Consider the following 21718-nt stretch of genomic DNA (forward strand, 5'->3'; position numbering starts at 1 on the left):
TTTCACACTTTTGCTGGAAATGCTCCAAGCGAAAATACAAGACAAAGAAAAAGCAGGCTACTCGCCTGCTTTTTTTGTCCGTCGCGGCTTGGTTTTGGCCGCCGCCTTACGGGGCTTGTCCGCCTGCTTGGCGCTGGCTTTGTTCGCTGCATTTGCCAGTTTCGCAGCTTGCCCGATCCAATCCTCGCGCTCCACGCGGCGCGGGAAACCAATATTTCGCTCAATCCAGCGCGATTCTTCATCGTTCCAGCTGGCAATCTGGTCATAGTGAAATACGCCGATACCGTTGAGCAAATCCTGAACAGCCTTGCCGATACCTTTTATGACGGTCAGATCGTCGGCTTTTCCACGACGCGCAGCTTCAAGAAGCTCTGGACGGCCCGGATCGAGAACCGGTTCCGCATCTGCGTCAGGGCTTTCGGCCTCCAAGGGCCAACTTCCAACGACTTCTGCCTCGGGTACGGCTTTGACCGGAATCGTCTCCGGTTCGCTAGGCTGTGTTGCAGCCTTGGGCTCTTCGGCTTCAGCCGGTGCTGCAGCTTCCTTGGGCGTTTCCGGCTTCTCATCGACTGGCAATGTCGCACGTGCTGCGGCAATGATCGTGCGTTCGCGATCGGGGACAGCAGCATTTCTCCGCCTCACGAAGCGGCCCAGAAGGCACCCGATAATAAAAGCGACGGCAACAAGAACAGCCAGTTGAACAATCAGCAACGGCATATGGTTTCCTCGTACTCCAAATTACTCAAGCCCGGCGAACATAGTCACCGTCAATTTTCCCTGCCCCAAATTTGCAACCATTACTTCGAACCGGTCAGCCAGCCCACGACCGCGCCGATCAGGACCGACATGACGAGAACCGGCCAAAACGATACAGCTAAATAAAGCATTGTCAGGTCCGCTTTCTATTCCGGAAACGGAACATATGCTCCGCTATGCCTATTCATAGTGCGAAAGGAAAGGCCCGAACAGGCGGGCTGTCAATTCCGAACAGAAAACTGGCGGAGATGAACTCCAAATCGGATCAGCCTGCCTCACTGCCGAAGCTCGGCTTCGCCAATCTCCACCTGTCCGGCCGTCAGGCCGAAAGGGAGCGGCGAATTCAATCGGGCCTGGAGCTTTTGATAGCTCGCCGTGTCTGCTGCGCTGCCCTTGATCGAAATATTGCGATCAGAAATCCCGATCTCCCCTTCCCGCAATCCCGACAGAAGTTGCAAGGCAAACTCCACCGAATCAGCGAAGTTCGGTGGGCTGCCGCGGCCCACTGCCATTTGATCATCAAGCGGAATGCCCGGAGCCGCTCTTTCGGCGGCAGTCATGATTCGGTCTCTGACATCATTATCCGGAACTGAACCGGACAGGACTATTCCGTCAGCACTCTTCCTTATCTGCAATGCATAGGGCGACACGAGCGGCAATACACTCGTCAGATCTGTGATCTCGCGAATCCCCCATACCTTTGCCAGCGCATCCTGCGCGGCAGATTGCGCCGCTGGATCGGGGGCAATGCCCTTCAGCGTCACATCGCGGCCATCCACATCGAAGCCCGTCCACACGAATGGAGCAAGCGCTTCGCCGGTCCGCGTCGCAATATCCGTCTCGACCCGATCGGCCCCGAACCAGAGCGCAAGCGCTGTCAGCGCTGCGGTCCATGTTATGCCGGGCCAAAACCATTTGAACATATCGCGGCGTCTCCACGCTGGAAATGATGGGAGGTGAAGCGACGAAACACGTATCGTCTTCTTATCCGTACAAAGACCGAGTTTTCGGTGAAAGCAAGATCACAACGTCGAAAATCGAAAAACAAAAAACCCGGCAGCGATGCTGCCGGGTTCTTTTTGAACAATCCCGAAGGATTAGAACGAGCGCTGGAAGCGAACCATGCCCTGCCAAGCGTCTTCGCCCTTGAGGACGGAGTTCTTGTCGTTCCACTTGGTGTAGGAAACTTCCGGGGTGATGGTGAAGCCAGGAACCAGTTCGTAAGCAACGTTTGCGGTTGCTGCGAAGGTTTCTGCATCTTCGTAAGCGAGCTGAACGTTGAAGGTAGCCTTTTCGGTTGCCTTGAACGCTGCGCCGCCCCAAACGGCCCAATCGCCGCCCCAGGTGCCGTAGAAGCTGTCATAAAGGCGGATACCGCGATCACGACCATTGGCATCCGTGTAAACGTATTCATAGGTGTCGTCGTTAGACTTGTATCCACCCATTACCCAGACCGAGAAACGGTCGGTAACGTTTACGTCAGCGCGGACCTTACCAGCCCATTCTTCGTTACGAGCGTCGTAAGCTGCAACAGCTGCGATGGAACCCCAGCCGCCAGCGTACTTCAGACCGCCAACAACGTGCGGCATGTAGTCCTTGATGGTGACGTCTACGTCAGAGTCGCCATTGCCGCCTTCTTCGAGCGACAGGATGGCCGAGAAGCCGTTGCCGCCGGTGAAGGTGTAGCTGATGAGGTTGGTGCGGTAGCCGCCAGCTGCGATCACGTCGTCGTTGATGACGTTGCCGAGGTAACCAGGGAAGGTCACGAAAGCCGATTCATCAAGACCAACGCGGAAGCCGCCGAGCTGGATGTAAGCGTAACGGAGCGAGCTGTTTTCGTTAGACGTGCCATCGTGCGTTTCTGCACCGTCGCTGCCGCCGTTCCAGTTGTAACGCAGCTCAGTGAACGTCTTCAGAGTGCCGAGTTCGGTTTCCGAAGCGGTCGAGAAGCGAACCGTTGCACGGGCATTCTTGCCCCAGGTGTCGCGGTCAAGGTCGCCAATGCGATAGCGGCCAAGCTCATCAAAGGAACCTGCGCCACGTGCGTAAACGCGGTCGCCGCCCTTGGCGTCGTAACGAACGTAGCCATGAATACGCAGGCAGGTTTCGGTGCCTGGGATGTAGAAGTAGCCAGCGCCGTATGCGTCGCAAACGCGGACATATTCAACAGCTTCTGGTTCTGGTGCTACAATCGCGTCGGCAGCCTGAGCGCCGGAAGCTGCAACCAGAGCTGCAGCGGAGCCAAGGAGAAGGCTCTTGATGTTCATTTCTGACCTCCAGTCAAAGTTAAAAATGGGTCTGGGCATTCTGATTTGGCTGAAGGACAACCTGTCCCCATCCCCTTTTGAAAAAGTCACCCCGAAGCGCTCCTTCTTCTGGATGTGAAGATACTCGCCCGCTTTCTCGTTTCAACATCGAATGCACTCTCCCAACCTTTCTGGTGCTTCTATGAGGGAGCTCTGTTGCAGAAAAGACACGAAATTGCCCGTTTCCGGGCAGGAGGTTTAGGGTTTATTAACATGAGTAAATGGGAATTAACGGGTCTTAACGCTTGAAAACACGCGTTTTTTGGCATCAGCCGCACTTCGGGGAAGCGAATCCACGACTTATGGCGTTAAAGGCGGAGAATATGTCAGACTATCGTCATGGGTCGCCACAATGGTCGAAACCAGGGCGAATCTCTCCTTCTTATGCGCCGCAAAACGACACCGCCGGGCCAGACGAAAGCCAATGATTCCATGCACATTCCTGATCGCGTATATATAAAGAGCGATAATTCGCAGGAAATTTTGCCAGTTGGCGCGCAATTCGCTTGAAATGACAAAGCGTACCGGCTATCTCGCCCTTACCGGAGAGGTGGCCGAGTGGTCGAAGGCGCTCCCCTGCTAAGGGAGTAGACCTCATAAGGGTCTCGTGGGTTCGAATCCCATCCTCTCCGCCAGTTGCTCCAAGCACATTCCCTCACAAGATCAGACCCTAATTCGCTTCTTGGCGTGCGATTATGTGCCTTTTCGCACCATATCAGCCACGCCACCGACTGGACCCCAATTTCCTGACTTTTTGCGCTTCGGATTCCGAAATCTGGCAACCGATTGAAATATATAGTTTATTTTCAAAACCTCCGATTCTTGACTGGAGGTCAGAAATGAACATCAAGAGCCTTCTCCTTGGCTCCGCTGCAGCTCTGGTTGCAGCTTCCGGCGCTCAGGCTGCCGACGCAATCGTCGCGCCAGAGCCAGAAGCCGTTGAATATGTCCGCGTCTGCGATGCTTACGGCGCCGGCTACTTCTACATCCCAGGCACCGAAACCTGCCTGCGTATCCATGGCTATGTTCGTTACGATGCAACCGGCGGTGACAATGTTTACGGCCGCGGTTTCGCTGATCGTAACGGCGACGTCGATACCGACCGTGACACTTGGTCCAAGCTCGCTCGTTTCGCCCTCAGGGTTTCGACGGCTTCGGAAACCGAACTCGGCACCCTCAAGACCTACTCCGAAATGCGTTTCCAATGGGCTGACGGCGCTGACTCTGGCTCGACCGGCACCCTGCGCTTCGGCTACATCCAGCTCGGCGGCCTGCGCGTCGGTCTCGATGAATCGGCCTTCGTGACCTTCCCAGGTTACCTCGGCAACGTCATCAACGACGACGTGATCCTCGCTGGCGGCTACCGCACCGGCTTGATCAGCTACACCTTCACCGGCGGCAACGGCTTCTCGGCCATCCTGTCGCTCGAACAGGGCAACACTGTTGACGTTGACACCGGCACGTATCGCGACGTGAATACTGGTGCAGAATACACCATCTCCGGCAAGATCGATGACTACATGCCACACGTTGTGGGTGGTCTGAAGTATGCTGGCGGCTGGGGCTCGATCGTTGGTGTTGCGGCTTACGACGCCTACAACGAGGAGTGGGCTGGTAAGATCCGCGCTGACATCAACGTTACCGATCAGTTCTCGGTCTGGGTGATGGGTGGTTACAAGTCCAACGACGATACCTATCAGTACGTCTACACGGACGCCAATGGTCGTGACCGCGGTATCCGCCAGATCAATAGCTTCTACGGCACGTGGGGCGGTGACTGGGCTATCTGGGGTGGCGCTGCTTACAAGGCAACCGAAAAGGCTACCTTCAACCTGCAGCTCGCTTACGACGACTCTGAAACCTTCGCCGCGACCGCAAACGTTGCTTACGAACTGGTTCCTGGCTTCACCATCACGCCAGAAGTTTCCTACACCAAGTGGGAAGACAAGAACTCGGTCCTCAAGGGCGAAGACGCTTGGCAGGGCATGGTCCGCTTCCAGCGCTCGTTCTAATCAGATCGACGCTTAGGCGAAAAGCGCCAACGGGAAACCGTTGGCGCACATTCATTTGAAACGATGCTCACGAATGCGTGAATTTGATCCCTTAGAGATGGGGATTTCGAAAAGGATCGAAAACCGAGGGGAGTGACGGGGGACGACACAAAGCTGGGGGCAAACACGGTCTTTTAGAAAGGTCCGAGCATGTCTCCGCATAAAGTTAGCTCACTTATCTTGTGCTCTGAGAATTATTTCATTAATTGTGCGTCTCATAAAGCTATGGGGGGCGTGCAATGATCGTCGTTGGGGAAACGAAGATCGACATGGGCGACAAGTTTACGCCGATAGTCGACTACAACTTAAAGTACACATCCAGCAAAAGTCCGAACCACCGGCTTGTCGAACAATTTTCGGTGGCGGAACTGACGGGGAAATACATCAACATCCTGTGGGATGACGGGTCGCACAAGTATAATGTGAAGTCGTTTCTCGGCGAAATTGACGAGATTCTGAAAGGCGAGCGCTTTTCAGGTTTCGATCAGGAAATGCTTGACTCCGTTATCGGTTCGCTCCGTGAGCGCGGCAACAGCAATGCAACCATCAATAGAAAGATGGCTGCGCTGAGCAAGCTGCTGCGAAAGGCGCACAAGATGGGAGATATCTTCAATTTACCGGAGTTCGTCCGGCAGAAAGAGCGAGTCGGACGCATTCGATTCCTTGAATATGAGGAAGAAAAGCGCCTGTTCGCCGCGATCAAATCGCGCTGCGAAGATAGCTACCGGCTTTCCCTGTTCCTTGTCGACACGGGTTGCCGTCTGGGTGAAGCGATCGGCGTTACCTGGAACGATGTTCAGGATCAGCGGGTTACATTCTGGCTCACCAAGTCGAATCGTAGTCGCACTGTCCCCCTCACCCGGCGTGCACGAAAAGCAGCACATATCCCGCATGAGAAGCTCAAAGGTCCCTTCTCGATGCTCAATCAAGTCCGGTTCCGCCAGATCTGGAATGAGGCAAAGATGGAGGTTGGGCTGGGCACCGACGATCAGGTCGTTCCGCATATTCTGCGTCATACCTGTGCCTCCCGTCTGGTCCGGGGCGGGATCGATATCCGTCGCGTTCAGATGTGGCTGGGCCATCAGACTCTGCAGATGACCATGCGTTATGCGCATTTGGCGACACATGATCTCGATTCATGCGTGAAAGTGCTCGAAGTCCATTGAAACACCTTGGAAAGCTGCGAAACGGTTTTCGGAAGATGTGAGACGGCTATCGGCTGGAATTCATTCCGTCGAACTGATCAAAATGCGTCCGGTGCGACTTCAACACTGTGGGGGATTTGACGGCCAACTGGGTTGGTGCGGCAGTGATAATGGCGATGCCCATATTCGGACCTGCGTCCAGATCATTCAGTTTGGGTGGATCCGGAGTTCAACTCAGTTGAACGTCTGCCAGCCTGATCGTTGCTTGATTATTCAGCCGACGCAGAATCATTGTGATGGCACCGGCCAATACAAGTTGCTATGCCTTTCTCACCGGAACAGGCGCGGTGACTGACAGCATTATCGGTCGCTCGACTTGTCCGCATTTACAGGACTGAGAATCGACTGGAAATCGTCATGGGATCGCCTCGCCTTACACCGCTCGTTGCAAACCTGCCGTCTACCGTTCCATTTACCGGTCCCGAGACGCTTGAGTTGCAGCGTGGAAAGCCATTCAAAGCGCGGATCGGCGCGAATGAGAGCAGTTTTGGGCCTGCACCTTCTGTCCTCGAAGCTATTCAAGCCGAAGCAGGCGAGATCTGGAAGTACGGCGATCCTGAAAATTATGAGCTGCGTCACGCAATTGCGGCACATCACGGCGTAAAGCCCGAAAATATCATGCCGGGAGCCGGTGTCGATGCTTTGCTTGGCCTTGTGGTCAGACAATATGTTCGGGACGGCGACAGGGTCATCAACTCGCTTGGTGGCTACCCGACTTTCAACTACCACGTTGCCGGTTATGGCGGCAAACTGGTCACCGTTCCCTATATCGCTGACAAGTCCGACCTCAATGGCCTGCTTGATGCGGCGCGCAAGCAAGATGCAGCGATTTTGTATCTCGCCAACCCTGATAACCCGATGGGGACCTGGCATGAGGGTTCGGATATCCAGTCCTTCATCGAGCGTGTGCCGGAAAGCACGCTGCTCATTCTCGATGAGGCCTATTGTGAAACAGGGCCTGCATCCGCTTTCCCGCCCTTCGAAACCGACCGCCAGAACGTCCTTCGTATGCGCACCTTCTCCAAAGCCTATGGCCTTGCCGGAATTCGGTGCGGCTATGTTGTGGGCAGTGCCGAAGCCATCAAATCCTTCGATAAGATTCGCGATCATTTCGCGGTGAACCGGCTTGCACAGGCGGCAGCTATAGCTGCCCTCAAGGACCAGGCCTACCTGAACGCCGTGGTTGCGAGAATACAGGCCGGGCGGGACCGTATCGCTAAAATCGCCGAGGCCAATGGCCTTTCAGCCATTCCATCCGCCACCAATTTTGTCGCCATCGATTGCGGCAGGGATGGAGCGTTTGCCACGGCAGTTCTCAACGGGCTCATTGCGCGGGACATTTTTGTCCGCAAACCCGGAGCTCCGGTTCTGGAACGCTGCATTCGCGTGAGTGTCGGCGTTGAAGAGCAGCTCGATCTTTTCGAGGCTGCCCTTCCCGCAGCTTTGGAAGATGCCCGCAAGCACGCAGACATTCGCGAAACTGCCTGAACGGTGGAGGTCAAATTGCAGAAACGATCCGATAGCTGGCCTCAGAATATTCTTTTCAACACGCTTGCGGGCTCGTGCGGCGCATTTGCGATTGCCGCTTATGCGGGAGCTGCCCACGGAGGAGAGAACCATCTGGGCAACATTGCTCCGCTGCTTCTCGGCCATGCGCCTGCCTTCCTCGCGCTGTCGCTGATTGTACCGGGAAGCCGCGTCGCTTATCTGGGCGGGGCATTGCTCGCTCTCGGCCTCGCCTTGTTCTGCGGCGACCTCTTCATGCGCGACATGACGGGCGACCGGCTTTTTCCCATGGCCGCACCGACTGGTGGATCATTGATGATTCTTGGCTGGCTCATCGTCGCAGTCGCGGGTTGGTTCTCAAGAACCAAATAAAAAGGGGCCGAAAGGCCCCTTCTCGTTCTCATGCGTCGAACAAATCAGGAGTTACCCTTCAGGCGTGCATTGCAGAGGCTGTAATAACCGCCGCCCTTCTGCACCCACTTCAGGCCGCCCAGCGCATTGGCGTCCTTCAAAGCGTGGTACTGTTCGAGGCAGGTGTGCATACGAGCCTTGCCAGCGGATTCACTGGAATACTTCGCCGATACGGCGGTCGGGAACTTTACGCCCTTCGGCGCAGCAACCGTCGGCGCCGCGGGTTCGGAATTACCGTCCGTGCTGAGCGCAACCGGATCGGCGCCCGGGCCGCACTCGGCCTTGCGGAAATCGTTCCACTTCGCGCCATTGTCCGTGCCGGCGTCCTTCGCTGCCTGATACTTGGCACTGCACTGCTTCATCGTCAGGCCCTTGGCGCTATCGTCTGCTGCAGGTGCAGCGGCGGCCTTTTTGGTCGGAGCAGCAGCTGCGGGCGCAGCCGGAGCTGCGGCGGCATCCGCGTCGTCACCGCACTGAGCCTTGCGGAAATCGTTCCATTTCATGTTGCCAAGCGTACCGGCATCCTTGGCCGATTGATACTTTGCGCTACATTCCTTCATCGTCAGCGCATTGGCTGGCGAAGAAAAAGCGAATGCGGCGGCACTCATGATAATGGCTGTGCCGGCCATAGCTGTGATGGATCGAATAGACATCTTGTCACTCCTGTCGAATGCAGCTCTTGCAATCACCCGGCATGTTTCATGCCTTGCGATCTTGCTAATATAGAAAAACGGCAGACGTCGTCGTTGCTCTGACCCGTTCCGCTTATACGTCAACATTGCGCCTCGCAAAGTTGACTGTCAATCATCTGGGCAATATTACCTTCAACTCCAATACAAATTTTCTAACGGACTTTCTTTGCTTGTTATGGTCATTCGGGTGCCATGAAGTAAAATTATAGTACTTCGCTCCTCATGTCCGATTTTTATTCGAACAGAGTTAAAATCCGGGAACGAGACAGGTGACGAAGCGGATCATGATCATTGGCGGTGCCGGTTCCGGAAAATCAAGCCTTGCGCGTGCGCTTGGCGACATTACCGGCTTGCCGGTCGTTCATATCGATACCCTCTATTGGCAGCCCGGCTGGGTGATGCGACCGCGTGACGAGATCGGTCGCCTCACCATCGAAGCGACAGATCAGGATGCTTGGATATTCGAAGGCAATCATAGCGAAACTATGGATTATCGAGCCTCACGAGCGGATATGCTCATTTTTCTCGATATATCGACCGGACGGCGGCTATGGCGAGTCGTGAAAAGGACGCTAAAGCACTATGGCCGCTCCCGTCCGGATATGGCGAAAGACTGCGTGGAGCGTTTCGACTGGGACTTCCTGAAATGGGTGGCGGGCTATCGCAAGAACGGGCGCATTCGTGCGCTCGCCTTTCTGGACAAGGCGCCCCCGCACCTCGTCAAGCACCATTTGCGCAACCCGCGTGAAGTGGAACGCTTTCTGTCGCGGGTGAAGCGCGAAATAAAATAAAACAATCCCCCCTTCCGATAGCGACAAATCCACAAAGTCGACCGCGAAATAACAATATTTCAAGCGGTGCGAAGGGCCGAGGCGACTGTTATATTTGGCCGTCTCCCAAGACTTTACGCTGCGTGCCACGGCCTCGCCATCTGCACAGCGCGAATGCATGCCACACCGGATTTCTTTCCGGCACCGTAATCTTTTTGCCGGCCTGCCGGCTTTTAGCTGTTCTGGAGTTTACCCGTGGCCGATATCGCTGATAACGCCGCCCCGCTCATCGATGCGTCAAAATCCGCCGCGCCCGACCGCCACCGTCTCTATGAAGATGCGATGGCGATGCTGATCGGCTCATCCTTCATCGCGCTCGGCATTACACTTTACAGCCAGGCCAGGCTGATGACCGGCAGCACCGCCGGCATTGCACTCCTCATCCAGTATGCGACGGGCGCAGAATTCGGATTGCTTTATTTCCTGATCAATCTGCCGTTCTATTATTTCGCCGTGCGGCGGATGGGCTGGGCGTTCACCATCAGAACTTTCGTCGCGGTGGCGATGATGTCGGGCTTTGCCCGGTTGATGCCGCTCAGCGTCGATTTCTCAAGCGTCCATCCGCTTTTCGCGGCACTCATGGGCGGCACGCTGATTGGCATGGGCGTGCTGGCGCTATTCCGGCATCGTTCCGGCGTCGGCGGCGTCAATATTCTCGCGCTCTATCTGCAGGATACTTATGGGATAAGAGCAGGCTGGTTTCAGCTCGGCCTCGATGGCGTGATCATGCTGGCATCGCTGTTCTTTATTCCGTGGGAAAATATGTTGCTTTCGCTGATCGGCGCCATTGCGATGAACCTCATTATCGCGATTAACCACAAGCCCGGTAGATATCTCGGCATAAGCTGAACAACAAAAAGCCGCCCGAAAGGCGGCTTTTGTCACAAAAGATAACTCGTCAGTGGGTGGTCATCCACTCGCGCGCGCCACGCAGGGCTGCAGCCAGTTCGCCCTTGCTCATCGTAGCCGCTACCTGGTTGCGCATGCGGGCGGCTTTTTCGCTACCGCGGATGGCGGCGATATTCAGCCACTTGTGGGCTTCCACAACGTCGATCTCGCAATCACGGCCGATAGCGTATTTCATGCCCATTTCCAGAAGAATGCGATCCTGTGCAACTGCGCTGTTCCTATTCGTAAAGCTCTGAAACTGTGCCATTTTCTTTTGTCCCTGTTAAATCCCGAGAACCGTCCGGTCTTTTTTTCAAAGCTTGATTTCATTGCTTTGAAACTGCCGTCTCTGTCGTTCCGTTCATGCTCTCAAATCTACGGGAAAGGGTTGAAATGCACGTTAAATCGGATGCTTAACGAGCGACCAACAAAATCCGAACAAGGGGTAAACTTGGGATTTTGTTAAACATGCAAGTGCCGCCGATTGCTGGATTTTGCAAAATTCGATTCAAATGCTCTTCGTCGAACGAAACCAGTTGCTAACTATAGACAGCATTCAAACGCAGCCATCCGTATAGAAGCAGGCTGTTTCACGGATGATTTGCAGGCGCAACTATCCTCTTCCGCTCGGTCAAAAACTATATTACGTTTACGTTTGCGTAAGTTTGGCAGGTGGTCGAGGAGGCTTCTGTTTCAAACCTCAGAGCGCAGAACAGCGGTTTCATCGCTGCAACCGGCAATGCCGGGCCAGCGGCGACTTGGGAGGAACGAATGATCCGCACATTTATTCTTGGAATGACGCTTGCAGCCACTTTTGCCGCTCCTGCCCTTGCCGAGGAAGGAATTGTCGGCACGTGGAAGCGCCCCAACGGTACGGTCATCAGCTATGCATCCTGCGGCGCCAACAAGTTTTGCGGTACGGTGCAGACGGGCGAGTACAAGGGCAAGTCCATCGGCACGATGTCCGGCACCGGGGGCAGCTACAAGGGTGAAGTCAACAAGCTCGACGAAGGCAAGACCTATACCGGCAAGGCCAGTGTCAAAGGCAACACGCTCTCACTTTCCGGCTGCGTGATGGGCGGCCTGATCTGCAAGAGCGAGAGCCTCACGCGCCAGTAATGGCGGCATCGGAATCGAAAAGGGCGGCCCGGGGCCGCCCTTTCTATGTCCGCCTCAGCGTGCCTTCTGGCCGAAGAGAATTTTCTGGGCTTCCTTGTCGGTTGCCAGATTGGATTTCTCCCGCTCCTCTTTTCCCACAAGCAGGCCGCGCTGCACTGCGGGACGAGCGTTCATCGTCTCATGCCAGCGCTTCAGGTTCGGGAAATCATCAAGGTTCTGGTCATAGTTCTTGTAGGCGTTGATCCAGCCTAGCGAGGCCATGTCGGCAATCGAATATTCGCCCGCGATATATTCCTTGCCTTCCAGCTGCCTGTTCAGCACACCATAAAGGCGATTGACTTCGTTGGTATAGCGGTCGATCCCGTACTGAACTTTTTCCGGCGCGTAGATACGGAAATGCCCCGCCTGCCCCGACATCGGGCCAAGGCCGCCCATCTGCCACATCAGCCATTCATCGACGGCCACGCGCTTGCGCTCGTCAGTGGGATAGAACTTGCCGAATTTGCGCCCGAGATATTGCAGGATTGCACCGGACTCGAAAACCGAAATCGGTTCGCCGCCCGGACCTTCGGGGTCGATGATGGCGGGCATGCGATTGTTCGGAGCAATCTTCAAAAAGTCGGGCTGAAACTGATCGCCTTTGCCGATGTTGACATATTTAACCTCATAGGGAACGCCCAATTCTTCCAGCATGATGCTGATCTTGAAGCCATTCGGCGTGGGCCAGTAGTACAATTCGATGGGCTTGGTCTGTTGGGCCATGGGCTCTCTCCCGCTGATCCTGAAGTTGCGCGGGACACGGTCCCGCATTCCAATGATGGGAAACATAAGACCCTTTCGAACAGGCACAAGAGCCCGGTGCCGCAATAAACGGAACATCAATATTTTTGAACGCCGCATGAACGACGCTCTCAGGGGCGGTTCAGGCGTGATCGCTAAATTGGCAAGGGAGAACGGAAATCAGAACGGCTTTGGGGTCAGTGGTATGCTTCGTCGTTTAACAATTGTCTGCCTGATGATCGCTGGCTTTGCGGCTGTCGCCAGCATTTTCGTCGACCAGCGATACAATGTGTATCGGGACCAGCCGGTGATCGGGCCTGTCGCCGTATTCACCCAGAAGCACGCCGGAGAACGGCAATGAGGCGAACCCGGGCCATCGCCGCAATCGCGCTTCGTGTTTTCCTTTTCACGGCCATTTTCACGGGTCCGGCAGCCACCTTCGCCTATACGCAGATCGGTCAGCATTCCCAGATGAGCGGCATCGGCCTCGTACTTTACGTAAGCCTGCAGCGCGCCGCATAAACTGGGTCATGTCATGGTCGTAGACTTTGCTATACTGGCGTCCTGATTCTGAAATTTGCATTGGGCTGATATATCCAGCGAGATGCAAATTTCAGAAGCAAAGGGATACTAGCAGCGTGGTTTCCTAGTGTCGTTTCGATCTCGAAGTTCGGTTGCGACGACGATATCGAAACACAAGCGAACTTCGAGATCACGACACCAGGCCATGACACAGCGAATCGAACATCCATTTCTGACCGAGATCAAAACACCGCCGACGGTTGACCCGGAGGTTTTCACCGATGCCGGTGCGGCGGTTGCCGCCCTGCAGAAACTCTATGATCGCAACACGGCCTTCCTGCGCGATGCGTTCGAGAAGGTTGCGCGCGGCGAGGTTCCGGCGCAGCGTTACCGCGCCTATTATCCGGAAATATGTCTGTCGACATCCAGCTTCGCGCACGTAGATTCGCGGCTGGCTTATGGGCACGTCTCGACGCCGGGGGATTATTCCGCAAATATCACGCGCCCCGATCTGTTCGATCATTATCTGAACGAGCAGATTCGCCTTCTGATGCGCAATCACGGTGTGACCGTGATGGTGAAGGAATCCTCGACGCCAATTCCGATCCATTTCGCCTTCAAGGAAGGCACCTATGTCGAGGCATCTGTCGCGAGCGCTTTCACGCATCCGCTGCGTGATCTGTTCGACGTACCCGATCTGGCTGCAACGGATGACAAGATCGTCAATGCTGACTTCGAGCCCGCACCGGGCGAACCGATGCCGCTTGCGCCATTCACCGCCCAGCGCGTCGATTATTCGCTGCATCGGCTGGCGCATTATACGGCGACAAGCCCCGCGCATTTCCAGAACTTCGTGCTTTTCACCAACTACCAGTTCTATATGGACGAGTTCTGCGCCTATGCCCGCGAATTGATGGCAGAGGGCGGCGGCGGTTACGAACGGTTCGTGGAGCCGGGCAACATCGTCACGCTGGCGGGAGAAACCGCGCCCACCAACGGCAATCCGCTCCAGCGCCTGCCCCAAATGCCCGCATATCATCTGCAGCGGGCAGACCATTCGGGCATCACCATGGTCAATATCGGTGTCGGCCCGTCCAATGCCAAAACCATTACCGATCATATCGCGGTGCTTCGCCCGCACGCCTGGCTGATGCTCGGTCACTGCGCAGGACTGCGCAACAGCCAGCAGCTCGGCGACTATGTTCTGGCGCACGCCTACATGCGTGAAGACCATGTTCTGGACGATGACCTCCCGGTCTGGGTGCCTTTGCCGGCGCTTGCGGAAATTCAGGTCGCACTTGAAGAAGCCGTCGAGGAAATCACCGGCCTGCAAGGCTATGACCTCAAACAGATCATGCGCACCGGCACGGTCGCGACCATCGACAATCGCAACTGGGAACTGCGCGACCAGCGCGGCCCGGTACAGCGCCTTTCGCAAGCGCGCGCCGTCGCACTCGATATGGAGTCTGCCACGATTGCCGCGAACGGGTTCCGCTTCCGCGTGCCTTACGGCACCCTGCTTTGTGTTTCCGACAAGCCATTGCATGGCGAATTGAAACTGCCGGGCATGGCGACCGAATTCTACAAGCGGCAAGTGGCGCAGCATCTGCGCATCGGCATCCGGGCGATGGAAAAGATTGCGGCCATGCCGGATGAGCGGCTGCACTCCCGCAAGCTACGCAGCTTCTATGAAACGGCTTTCCAGTGAGGCAGGGAATAGGTGAGTAAGGCAATAGGGCAGTAGGGCAGTATGCGAGTTAGCGCTCTTAACATACTGCCTTATTCCCCTACCGCCTTAATGCCCTCACCTTCATCATCACGCCGCAATCGACACCTATGGGAATTTTCATGTCGAAAAGCCGTGAAAACCTTTCATTCCTGTTGCTGCTGGCTGCCGTTGCGCTGTCTGTCCCGCTCGTGCTTGGATTTCTGGGGGCAGTGCATCCGGCTCTCGATTCTTTCTCGCACTTCAGAGCCCATATCGCCGTCCTGCTGGCAGTGCTGACCTTGCCCTTGCTTTTCACCAGGATGCGGCGTGAAGCGGCTATGCTCCTGCTTTTTGCGGTCATGGCTCTCAGCACGACTATCGGTGCGGCACGCGATTTCCTCAGCGGATCCACCGGCGCACAGGCAGACGAACAGGCTGGCGCGCGCTATAGCCTCGTCCAGATCAATCTGCGCGAAGACAATCCTGAGCCGAAACGCATTCTCCAAATGATCGCGCGGGAGAAGCCCGACGTCATCACCTATGAGGAAGCGAGCGACCAATGGACGAAATGGCTCACCATCCTCCAGGGCTCTTATCCCTACCATCTTAATTGTGCTGACGACCCCAACACATGGGGCGTGGGAATCCTGTCCAAGCGGCCTTTCAGCGAAGAGGCGCAGACGGCCTGCGTCGGTGACGGCTTGCTGGCCATCGCGCCGATCAACTTCGGCGGAACCACCGTGCATGTGGCCGCCATTCACTTTTCATGGCCATGGCCACGATGGCAACCGCATCAGCTCCGCTATATTGAACCGGAATTGCAGAAGCTGAACGGTCCAGTGATCATTGCCGGCGATTTCAATGCGGCTCCGTGGAGCAATGCCGTTCGCCGGGTCGAGTACGCCTCCGCAACCCGCCATTTGACCGGTATCGGCGGCACGTGGATGACACATCTGCTGCCGGTTTCACTGTCGCCTTATATCGGCCTGCCGATTGATCAGATACTTGTAAGCCCCGAAATCGGAGGGGCGAAGGTCTCAGCCCGCGAAGACGCCGGCTCCGATCACCTGCCGGTGCGGCTCGAGTTTTCCGTTCCGCCGCCTGTCCGACCCGATGAAGAAGAACCGGAAACGCAGTCCGTGATGCTGCAATAAAAAAGGCGGTCGGGGACCGCCTTTTTCTTTTACATGTTCACGTAAACGGGTCCTTCGCCGACACTCCCTTAGACGCATTTCCGAAACGCAAAACCGGTGCCCACTTTTGCTGGAAATGCTCGGACGGCGGACGAAACGGACGCCGTTTCCGCAAACATCACATGTTTACGTAAACGGGTCCTTCGCCGCCTTGTGGCGGCACCCAGTTGATGTTCTGGTTCGGGTCCTTGATGTCGCATGTCTTGCAGTGCACGCAGTTCTGCGCGTTGATGACGAACCGCACGTCCTTTGCCTGCGGATCGGCAGCGGCGTTACCGTCCGCATCCACCCACTCGTAGACGCCCGCAGGGCAGTAGCGTGTCGACGGACCTGCAAAAACATCGTGCTCCGAAGTCTGTTGCAGTTTCATGTCAGCGACCTGGAGATGCACAGGCTCGTTCTCATCATGGTTCGTGTTCGACAGGAACACCGACGACAGCCGGTCGAACGTCAGAACACCGTCCGGTTTCGGATAGTCGATCTTCGTGTGCTTTGCGGCCGGTTCCAGCGACTGCGCATCGGTCTTGCCGTGTTTCAGCGTCCCGAAGATGGAGAAGCCGAACAGCTGGTTGGTCCACATGTCGAGACCGCCGAGCGCTACGCCCACAATCGTGCCGAACTTCGACCACAACGGCTTGACGTTGCGCACGCGCTTCAGATCCTTGCCGATCAGGCTCGAACGCCAGTTGTTTTCGATCTCCACCGGCTCGTCATTGGCGCGGCCCGCTGCAATCGCCTCTGCGATCTTGTCGGCGGCGAGAATGCCCGACAGAACGGCATTGTGGCTGCCCTTGATGCGCGGCACGTTGACCAGACCAGCCGAGCAGCCGATGAGCGCACCGCCCGGGAACGAAAGCTTCGGCACCGACTGGAAACCGCCTTCGGTAATCGCACGTGCACCGTAGGAAAGACGCTTGCCGCCCTCGAATACGTCGCGAATAGCCGGATGCGTCTTGAAGCGTTGGAATTCCTCAAATGGCGACAGATACGGGTTTTTGTAGTTGAGGTGCAGCACGAAGCCGACCGCAACCATGTTGTCTTCCAGATGATAAAGGAACGAGCCGCCGCCGGTCTTCATGTCGAGCGGCCAGCCGAAGGAGTGTTGGACCAGACCTGGCTTGTGCCTGGAAGGGTCGACCTGCCACAGTTCCTTGAGACCGATACCGTATTTGGCCGGTTCGCGACCTTCGTCGAGCTTGAACTTCGAGATCAGCTGCTTGGCAAGCGAACCGCGTGCGCCCTCGCCGACCAGCGTATATTTACCGAGCAGCGCCATACCGCGCGTATAGTTCGGCCCGTGCGTTCCGTCGCGTTCAACGCCCATATCGCCCGTGGCGACGCCGATGACCGCGCCTTCATCATTATAAAGCACTTCGGTTGCCGCAAAGCCCGGATAGATTTCCACGCCCAGTTCTTCGGCTTTCGTGCCAAGCCAGCGGCAGACATTGCCGAGCGACACGATGTAATTGCCGTGATTGTTCATCAAAGGCGGCATGGCAAAATTCGGCAGGCGCACCGAACCAGCAGGCCCCAGAACGAGGAAATGATCAGCCGTCACCGGCGTCTTGAACGGATGTCCCTCCTCCTCGCGCCAGCCCGGCAGAAGCTGGTCGATACCCACGGGATCGACGACAGCGCCGGAAAGAATATGCGCGCCGACTTCCCCGCCCTTTTCGAGGACAACGACGGAAAGCTCCGGATTCGCCTGTTTCAAACGGATTGCCGCAGCAAGGCCCGCCGGGCCTGCGCCGACGATCACAACGTCGAACTCCATGCTCTCGCGTTCGGGAAGCTCCTGATTTGCATATTCTGGGGCTTCAGACATTCATCCCTCCGTCCGGTGTAATATCGTCTTCTCACTAAGATAGCCCAGACGACACATCCAATTGTTTTTGTGCATGATCTGATCGCGAATATCCATGAACCGACTGCCCGTCAGCACTGGCGGCACACGAAAGACCTGCCGTTTCCCCGTATTCCGCCTTACCCTGTCGCAGAGTTGGAGACTGTCGCAAATGCGTCCAATTGTCCAAAACGGGCGTCTTACGTCCTCAAATATATTTACCTTAACGTAAACGTCAAATCTATTCCATTCAAGAAGCTACGATGAGCATTTGTCCGAACGGTAGGGAAGCATAGCTTCATGTCATATTGAGGGTTCTGGTCAAGCCCGCGCAGGAAACAGGGTACGAACCGGAACTAATGGGCCAAACACCCCCAAAATCTGAACAGGGCTATTGCATTCACCTGCAAAATTCGCCACCTCAAAGGTGAGGTAGATAATGGCTGAAAATCGCGAAACGCTGGATATTGAAGGTTTGCTACGCTTCTATGCAGAAGCGGGCGTCGACATGCCGCTTTCCGAAACGCCGATAGACCGGTTTGCCGAGCCGCAACGCCCTGCCCCGGCCCAGCCCGCCATGCAGACGCCAAGCCCGCCTGAACGCCCCCGGCAGCAGCCCCGCCCCGCACCAGCGCCTGCTCCTACCAGCAGACCTGTTCAAGCTGCGGCCGATCTTCCCGATACGGCGCAGATTGCACTTGCGCGCGAAGCGGCGGCGCAGGCTTCAACGCTGGACGAACTGCGGGAAAAGCTTGCGGCATTCGATGGCTGCAATCTGAAATTCACGGCGAAGAACCTTTGCTTTGCCGATGGCGATCCATCCTCCGACATCATGTTCATCGGCGAAGCGCCCGGACGGGATGAGGATATGGAGGGGTTGCCCTTCGTCGGAAAATCCGGCCAGCTTCTCAATCGCATGATCGAATCCATCGGCCTGAAGCGGGAAAGCGTCTATATCGCCAACACGATCCCGTGGCGTCCGCCGGGTAATCGTACACCGACGCCGCTTGAAACAGAGCTTTGCCGGCCTTTCATTGAAAGGCAGATCGAGCTTGCCGCGCCCAAGGTTCTGGTTGCGCTGGGCGGACCGGCGGGCAAGGCGCTCACCGGTGCGACGGAAGGCATCCTGCGGCTGCGCGGCAACTGGAAGATTCATCGGACACCATCCGGCATCGAAATCCCCGTCATGCCGACGCTGCATCCGGCTTATCTTCTGCGCACTCCGGCGCAGAAACGTTTCGCCTGGCGTGATTTTCTGGCCGTGAAGCTGAAATTGGCTGAATTGACGAGTTGAAAACCGGATATTTCAGTGGCATCGGCAAGGACCCGGGCGGCATTGTCACCAACATGCCGCAAACATGGTCTATTCCGCCGCTTGCCAAAGCGCCTATCGGCGACATGTAGCCCTAAATTCTGGTTCATAGAGCGGAATGCGCTCTATCCGTTTGTTTTATGCATTGTCCGACGCAAAGCCGCTTCGCACTTTTGCTGGAAATGCTCGAGTGGAGTTTTTCATGGCTGGCCAGCTCCTGCCCATAGCCGCTTTGCTTGCAAGCACCTTTCTCATGCTGCTTGCAGGTGGCCTTGCGGGCATTCTTCTGCCTTTGCGCGGCGGCATGGAAGGTTGGTCGACCACGACCATCGGCTGGATGGGCACGAGCTACTCCTTCGCTTTCACGATTGGCTGCATCGTGGTACCGCATCTGGTGCGGCGCGTGGGGCACGTACGGGTTTTCTCCGCGCTGCTGACACTGCTTTCGATGGCGCTTCTCTTGCACGCACTGCTCGTCAACCCCGTCGCATGGATGATCTTCCGCGGCGTTGCCGGCTTTTCACTCGCGGGCAGCTACATGATTATCGAAAGCTGGCTGAACGAGCGCGTGACCAATGAATCGCGCGGCCGCATCTTCTCGATCTATATGATCATCACGATGCTCGGCCTGCTCTGCGGGCAGTATATCCTGCCGTTCGGCGACGCAGGAACCCAGACGCTCTTCATCATCTGCGCCATCATCTATGCCAGCGCGCTGCTTCCGACCGCCCTTTCAAGCGCGCAATCGCCCAATCCGCTGACGCAGGTTTCGCTCGACCTCAAGGGGCTTTACCGGCGGTCGCCCGCTGCTGCTGTGGGCTCGCTGATCGCCGGTATCGTTGCGGGCACGTGGAATTTCCTCGCCGCGATCTACGGCGAGATGAATGGCCTTTCCACCTTCGGCATTGCGACCATGCTTGCCTGCGCGATGATCGGCGGTGCGATCTTCCAGTATCCGCTTGGCCGGGGATCAGACTTCGTGGACCGTCGCTATGTGATGGTGATAGCCGGGATCATCGGCTTTGTCCTGTCGTTGGTGATGGTGCTGTTCCATCCCACTTCGCCCACAGCGCTCTACATCATGATGTTTCTGTTCGGTTCGGTGATTTATCCGATCTACAGCCTGAACGTCGCCCATGCCAACGACTATGCAGACGCCAGCGAATTCGTGAAGGTTTCCGGTGGATTGCTGATCATCTACGGGGTGGGCAGTGTCATCGGCCCCGCGCTTTCCGGCCCGTTGATGGATCTGATTGGCGCTTCCGGCTTCTTCGTGACCATGGCTATCGCTTACGCTTTATATGGCCTGCACGCGTTCTGGCGCATCCGCCGCTTCGAGCGTCCGGCCATCAGCGACCAGAAGACCGAGTACAAGTTCCATACGCCGGACGGCCAGTCCACGCCGGAGACCATGCAGCTCGACCCTCGCGCAGAAGGCGCACCTGGCCAGAGTTGATTTACTGCGTTTGCGGCGCATTCACCTTGTGCGGCGCTATGGAAAGCTTGTGCTCGCGATAGATGATGAAACCGCCAGCCGCCATGACGATGGCGCTGCCTGCCAGCATTTCCAAGGTCGGGATATCGCCGAACAGCAGGAACCCGATGGCAAGCCCCAGCAGCATCGATGTGTATTCGAAAGGGGCAATGGTCGACATGGGCGCGTGGCGATAACATTCCGTCAGAAGGATCTGCCCGACCCCACCGGCAAAACCGGCCCCTATCAGCATGGCAAGCTGCGGCCAGCTGGGTACGATCCAGCCGAATGGAAAGCTCGCCAGGGAGATGACGCTCGCCGATATGGAAAAATAGATCACGATGGTCGATGTGCGTTCTGTCTGCACGAGATGGCGCACAAGCATCATGGCTACCGCGGACATGACCGCTCCACCGAGGGCGGCAAGGGCACCGATGGCCTCTTCAAACCCTATATCGCCGCCAGAGAACACCGTCAGCCGCGGCCATATGATGAACGTTACCCCGCCGAGCCCGATGAGCACCGCGCTCCAGCGATAAAGCCGCACCACTTCGTGCAGGACGACCGCGCCAAGAATGACGCTGATCAGCGGCGAAGCGTAATTGATGGCGATTGCTTCCGGCAACGGCAACTTGGTCAGAGCGAAAAAGCTCATCGACATGGAACAGACGCCGACCAGCCCGCGCCAGAAATGGCTGAAACCGTTCTGCGTGCGGAATACGCCCGAAAGTTGCCCGCGCCAAGCGAGATAGAGCAATATCGCGAAGATAGCGAAGAACGACCGGAAGAAGATCAACTGTCCGACCGGCACGCCATCAGTCGCCTTCAGCAAGGTGGACATGGCGACGAAAACGGCAACGGAAGCGATTTTGAGACCGATGCCAAGCATCGGGTTCGTTTCAAGATGGGCAGCCTCGACAGGCGCGCTCGCATGAGCGTTCACAACGCAATTCCTTAAAATATGATGCGCAGCTACACCCGAAATATTCGCGTGCCCGTCTTTCTTATTCCTGTTTGTGACACAGCACCAGTAGCTCAAAGGTCAAGTCGAAAAATATTTGGTAAAACATCCATCCTGCTGCAAAGCCCGGTTGGTTGTTCTGGAATTAAGTTTCCCTCGGC

Annotated in this window: 21 protein-coding genes and 1 tRNA gene; 14 read left to right on the forward strand and 8 right to left on the reverse strand. The window is 56.4% G+C overall.

Features of this window, described 5'->3' with window-relative positions; translation table 11 throughout:
- Window positions 1–57 precede the first annotated feature (57 nt).
- The 3 genes from ACS5UA_RS14530 to ACS5UA_RS14540 form a co-directional block, all read right to left on the reverse strand.
- A complete protein-coding gene (locus ACS5UA_RS14530; RefSeq protein WP_443101448.1) occupies window positions 58–717 on the reverse strand; it encodes a 50S ribosomal protein L21 in 660 nt (219 codons plus the stop codon).
- Window positions 718–1031: 314 nt separating this feature from the next.
- Window positions 1032–1679, reverse strand: coding sequence for a BON domain-containing protein (locus ACS5UA_RS14535; RefSeq protein ID WP_443101449.1), 648 nt, complete (start codon window positions 1677–1679; stop codon window positions 1032–1034).
- A 174-nt stretch (window positions 1680–1853) separates the two neighbouring features.
- Window positions 1854–3023, reverse strand: a complete 1170-nt coding sequence (locus ACS5UA_RS14540) for a porin (RefSeq protein WP_443101450.1) — start codon at window positions 3021–3023, stop codon at window positions 1854–1856.
- 583 nt (window positions 3024–3606) lie between these two features.
- Between ACS5UA_RS14540 and ACS5UA_RS14545 the strand changes: the two genes are divergently transcribed.
- The 5 genes from ACS5UA_RS14545 to ACS5UA_RS14565 all read left to right on the forward strand — a co-directional run bounded on the left by ACS5UA_RS14545 (window position 3607) and on the right by ACS5UA_RS14565 (window position 8196).
- A tRNA-Ser gene (locus ACS5UA_RS14545) sits at window positions 3607–3697 on the forward strand.
- A 204-nt stretch (window positions 3698–3901) separates the two neighbouring features.
- Complete coding sequence (locus ACS5UA_RS14550) at window positions 3902–5074, forward strand: porin (protein ID WP_187963323.1); 1173 nt, start codon at window positions 3902–3904, stop codon at window positions 5072–5074.
- Between the two features lie 278 nt (window positions 5075–5352).
- Complete coding sequence (locus ACS5UA_RS14555; RefSeq protein ID WP_113341866.1) at window positions 5353–6279, forward strand: tyrosine-type recombinase/integrase; 927 nt, start codon at window positions 5353–5355, stop codon at window positions 6277–6279.
- Window positions 6280–6675: 396 nt separating this feature from the next.
- Window positions 6676–7806, forward strand: coding sequence for a pyridoxal phosphate-dependent aminotransferase (locus tag ACS5UA_RS14560; protein ID WP_443101451.1), 1131 nt, complete (start codon window positions 6676–6678; stop codon window positions 7804–7806).
- A 15-nt stretch (window positions 7807–7821) separates the two neighbouring features.
- On the forward strand, window positions 7822–8196 hold the full coding sequence (locus tag ACS5UA_RS14565) for a DUF423 domain-containing protein (protein ID WP_443101452.1): 375 nt from the start codon (window positions 7822–7824) through the stop codon (window positions 8194–8196).
- 44 nt (window positions 8197–8240) lie between these two features.
- Here the strand turns inward: ACS5UA_RS14565 and ACS5UA_RS14570 are convergent, their stop codons facing one another.
- Window positions 8241–8888 carry an antifreeze protein gene (locus ACS5UA_RS14570; protein WP_443101453.1) on the reverse strand — a complete coding sequence of 216 codons (648 nt, stop codon included), beginning with the start codon at window positions 8886–8888 and terminating at the stop codon, window positions 8241–8243.
- A 308-nt stretch (window positions 8889–9196) separates the two neighbouring features.
- On the opposite strand from ACS5UA_RS14570, the gene ACS5UA_RS14575 reads away from it, so the two are divergent.
- Both ACS5UA_RS14575 and ACS5UA_RS14580 read left to right on the forward strand, forming a co-directional pair.
- Window positions 9197–9718: a DNA topology modulation protein FlaR gene (locus ACS5UA_RS14575; protein WP_443101454.1), complete on the forward strand. Its 522-nt coding sequence runs from the start codon at window positions 9197–9199 to the stop codon at window positions 9716–9718.
- Window positions 9719–9952: 234 nt separating this feature from the next.
- On the forward strand, window positions 9953–10606 hold the full coding sequence (locus ACS5UA_RS14580; protein ID WP_443101455.1) for a YitT family protein: 654 nt from the start codon (window positions 9953–9955) through the stop codon (window positions 10604–10606).
- Between the two features lie 49 nt (window positions 10607–10655).
- Here the strand turns inward: ACS5UA_RS14580 and ACS5UA_RS14585 are convergent, their stop codons facing one another.
- Complete coding sequence (locus tag ACS5UA_RS14585; protein ID WP_443101456.1) at window positions 10656–10913, reverse strand: sel1 repeat family protein; 258 nt, start codon at window positions 10911–10913, stop codon at window positions 10656–10658.
- 503 nt (window positions 10914–11416) lie between these two features.
- Here ACS5UA_RS14585 and ACS5UA_RS14590 point away from each other — a divergent pair.
- Window positions 11417–11764: a DUF2147 domain-containing protein gene (locus tag ACS5UA_RS14590; RefSeq protein ID WP_112701534.1), complete on the forward strand. Its 348-nt coding sequence runs from the start codon at window positions 11417–11419 to the stop codon at window positions 11762–11764.
- Window positions 11765–11818: 54 nt separating this feature from the next.
- Here the strand turns inward: ACS5UA_RS14590 and ACS5UA_RS14595 are convergent, their stop codons facing one another.
- Window positions 11819–12526, reverse strand: a complete 708-nt coding sequence (locus tag ACS5UA_RS14595) for a glutathione binding-like protein (RefSeq protein ID WP_443101457.1) — start codon at window positions 12524–12526, stop codon at window positions 11819–11821.
- Between the two features lie 136 nt (window positions 12527–12662).
- Here ACS5UA_RS14595 and ACS5UA_RS14600 point away from each other — a divergent pair, with 136 nt between their 5' ends.
- From ACS5UA_RS14600 to ACS5UA_RS14615, 4 genes are all read left to right on the forward strand, one after another.
- On the forward strand, window positions 12663–12905 hold the full coding sequence (locus tag ACS5UA_RS14600; protein WP_100648296.1) for a hypothetical protein: 243 nt from the start codon (window positions 12663–12665) through the stop codon (window positions 12903–12905).
- Window positions 12902–13066, forward strand: a complete 165-nt coding sequence (locus tag ACS5UA_RS14605; RefSeq protein ID WP_006466359.1) for a hypothetical protein — start codon at window positions 12902–12904, stop codon at window positions 13064–13066. Before ACS5UA_RS14600 ends, ACS5UA_RS14605 begins: the two co-directional genes overlap by 4 nt.
- A 205-nt stretch (window positions 13067–13271) precedes the next feature.
- The gene (locus ACS5UA_RS14610; RefSeq protein WP_443101458.1) at window positions 13272–14774 is read left to right on the forward strand and encodes an AMP nucleosidase; all 1503 of its coding nucleotides are present in this window, start codon (window positions 13272–13274) and stop codon (window positions 14772–14774) included.
- Between the two features lie 140 nt (window positions 14775–14914).
- Entirely contained in the window at window positions 14915–15928 is a 1014-nt protein-coding gene (locus ACS5UA_RS14615) for an endonuclease/exonuclease/phosphatase family protein (protein WP_443101459.1), read from the forward strand.
- A 157-nt stretch (window positions 15929–16085) separates the two neighbouring features.
- Here ACS5UA_RS14615 and ACS5UA_RS14620 read toward each other — a convergent pair whose 3' ends face one another.
- Complete coding sequence (locus ACS5UA_RS14620) at window positions 16086–17792, reverse strand: electron transfer flavoprotein-ubiquinone oxidoreductase (protein ID WP_006466356.1); 1707 nt, start codon at window positions 17790–17792, stop codon at window positions 16086–16088.
- A gap of 457 nt (window positions 17793–18249) precedes the next feature.
- Between ACS5UA_RS14620 and ACS5UA_RS14625 the strand changes: the two genes are divergently transcribed.
- Window positions 18250–19104: a uracil-DNA glycosylase gene (locus tag ACS5UA_RS14625; RefSeq protein ID WP_021587894.1), complete on the forward strand. Its 855-nt coding sequence runs from the start codon at window positions 18250–18252 to the stop codon at window positions 19102–19104.
- Window positions 19105–19324: 220 nt separating this feature from the next.
- On the forward strand, window positions 19325–20578 hold the full coding sequence (locus tag ACS5UA_RS14630) for an MFS transporter (protein WP_031347247.1): 1254 nt from the start codon (window positions 19325–19327) through the stop codon (window positions 20576–20578).
- A 1-nt stretch (window position 20579) separates the two neighbouring features.
- Here the strand turns inward: ACS5UA_RS14630 and ACS5UA_RS14635 are convergent, their stop codons facing one another.
- Entirely contained in the window at window positions 20580–21539 is a 960-nt protein-coding gene (locus ACS5UA_RS14635) for a DMT family transporter (protein ID WP_021587896.1), read from the reverse strand.
- Between the last annotated feature and the right edge of the window lie 179 nt (window positions 21540–21718).

The organism is Brucella sp. RRSP16, assembly GCF_052246815.1.
In the GTDB taxonomy this organism is placed as follows: Bacteria; Pseudomonadota; Alphaproteobacteria; order Rhizobiales; family Rhizobiaceae; genus Brucella; species Brucella intermedia.

Excerpts from the sequence above, each read along its gene's own strand:
- ACS5UA_RS14550 (WP_187963323.1), top strand. The coding sequence starts at position 3,902 with ATGAACATCAAGAGCCTTCTCCTTGGCTCCGCTGCAGCTCTGGTTGCA.
- ACS5UA_RS14605 (WP_006466359.1), top strand. The coding sequence starts at position 12,902 with ATGAGGCGAACCCGGGCCATCGCCGCAATCGCGCTTCGTGTTTTCCTT.
- ACS5UA_RS14530 (WP_443101448.1), bottom strand. The coding sequence starts at position 717 with ATGCCGTTGCTGATTGTTCAACTGGCTGTTCTTGTTGCCGTCGCTTTT.
- ACS5UA_RS14560 (WP_443101451.1), top strand. The coding sequence starts at position 6,676 with ATGGGATCGCCTCGCCTTACACCGCTCGTTGCAAACCTGCCGTCTACC.
- ACS5UA_RS14540 (WP_443101450.1), bottom strand. The coding sequence starts at position 3,023 with ATGAACATCAAGAGCCTTCTCCTTGGCTCCGCTGCAGCTCTGGTTGCA.
- ACS5UA_RS14615 (WP_443101459.1), top strand. The coding sequence starts at position 14,915 with ATGTCGAAAAGCCGTGAAAACCTTTCATTCCTGTTGCTGCTGGCTGCC.
- ACS5UA_RS14600 (WP_100648296.1), top strand. The coding sequence starts at position 12,663 with ATGAACGACGCTCTCAGGGGCGGTTCAGGCGTGATCGCTAAATTGGCA.
- ACS5UA_RS14625 (WP_021587894.1), top strand. The coding sequence starts at position 18,250 with ATGGCTGAAAATCGCGAAACGCTGGATATTGAAGGTTTGCTACGCTTC.
- ACS5UA_RS14595 (WP_443101457.1), bottom strand. The coding sequence starts at position 12,526 with ATGGCCCAACAGACCAAGCCCATCGAATTGTACTACTGGCCCACGCCG.
- ACS5UA_RS14620 (WP_006466356.1), bottom strand. The coding sequence starts at position 17,792 with ATGTCTGAAGCCCCAGAATATGCAAATCAGGAGCTTCCCGAACGCGAG.
- ACS5UA_RS14630 (WP_031347247.1), top strand. The coding sequence starts at position 19,325 with ATGGCTGGCCAGCTCCTGCCCATAGCCGCTTTGCTTGCAAGCACCTTT.
- ACS5UA_RS14570 (WP_443101453.1), bottom strand. The coding sequence starts at position 8,888 with ATGTCTATTCGATCCATCACAGCTATGGCCGGCACAGCCATTATCATG.
- ACS5UA_RS14555 (WP_113341866.1), top strand. The coding sequence starts at position 5,353 with ATGATCGTCGTTGGGGAAACGAAGATCGACATGGGCGACAAGTTTACG.
- ACS5UA_RS14590 (WP_112701534.1), top strand. The coding sequence starts at position 11,417 with ATGATCCGCACATTTATTCTTGGAATGACGCTTGCAGCCACTTTTGCC.
- ACS5UA_RS14610 (WP_443101458.1), top strand. The coding sequence starts at position 13,272 with ATGACACAGCGAATCGAACATCCATTTCTGACCGAGATCAAAACACCG.
- ACS5UA_RS14585 (WP_443101456.1), bottom strand. The coding sequence starts at position 10,913 with ATGGCACAGTTTCAGAGCTTTACGAATAGGAACAGCGCAGTTGCACAG.
- ACS5UA_RS14535 (WP_443101449.1), bottom strand. The coding sequence starts at position 1,679 with ATGTTCAAATGGTTTTGGCCCGGCATAACATGGACCGCAGCGCTGACA.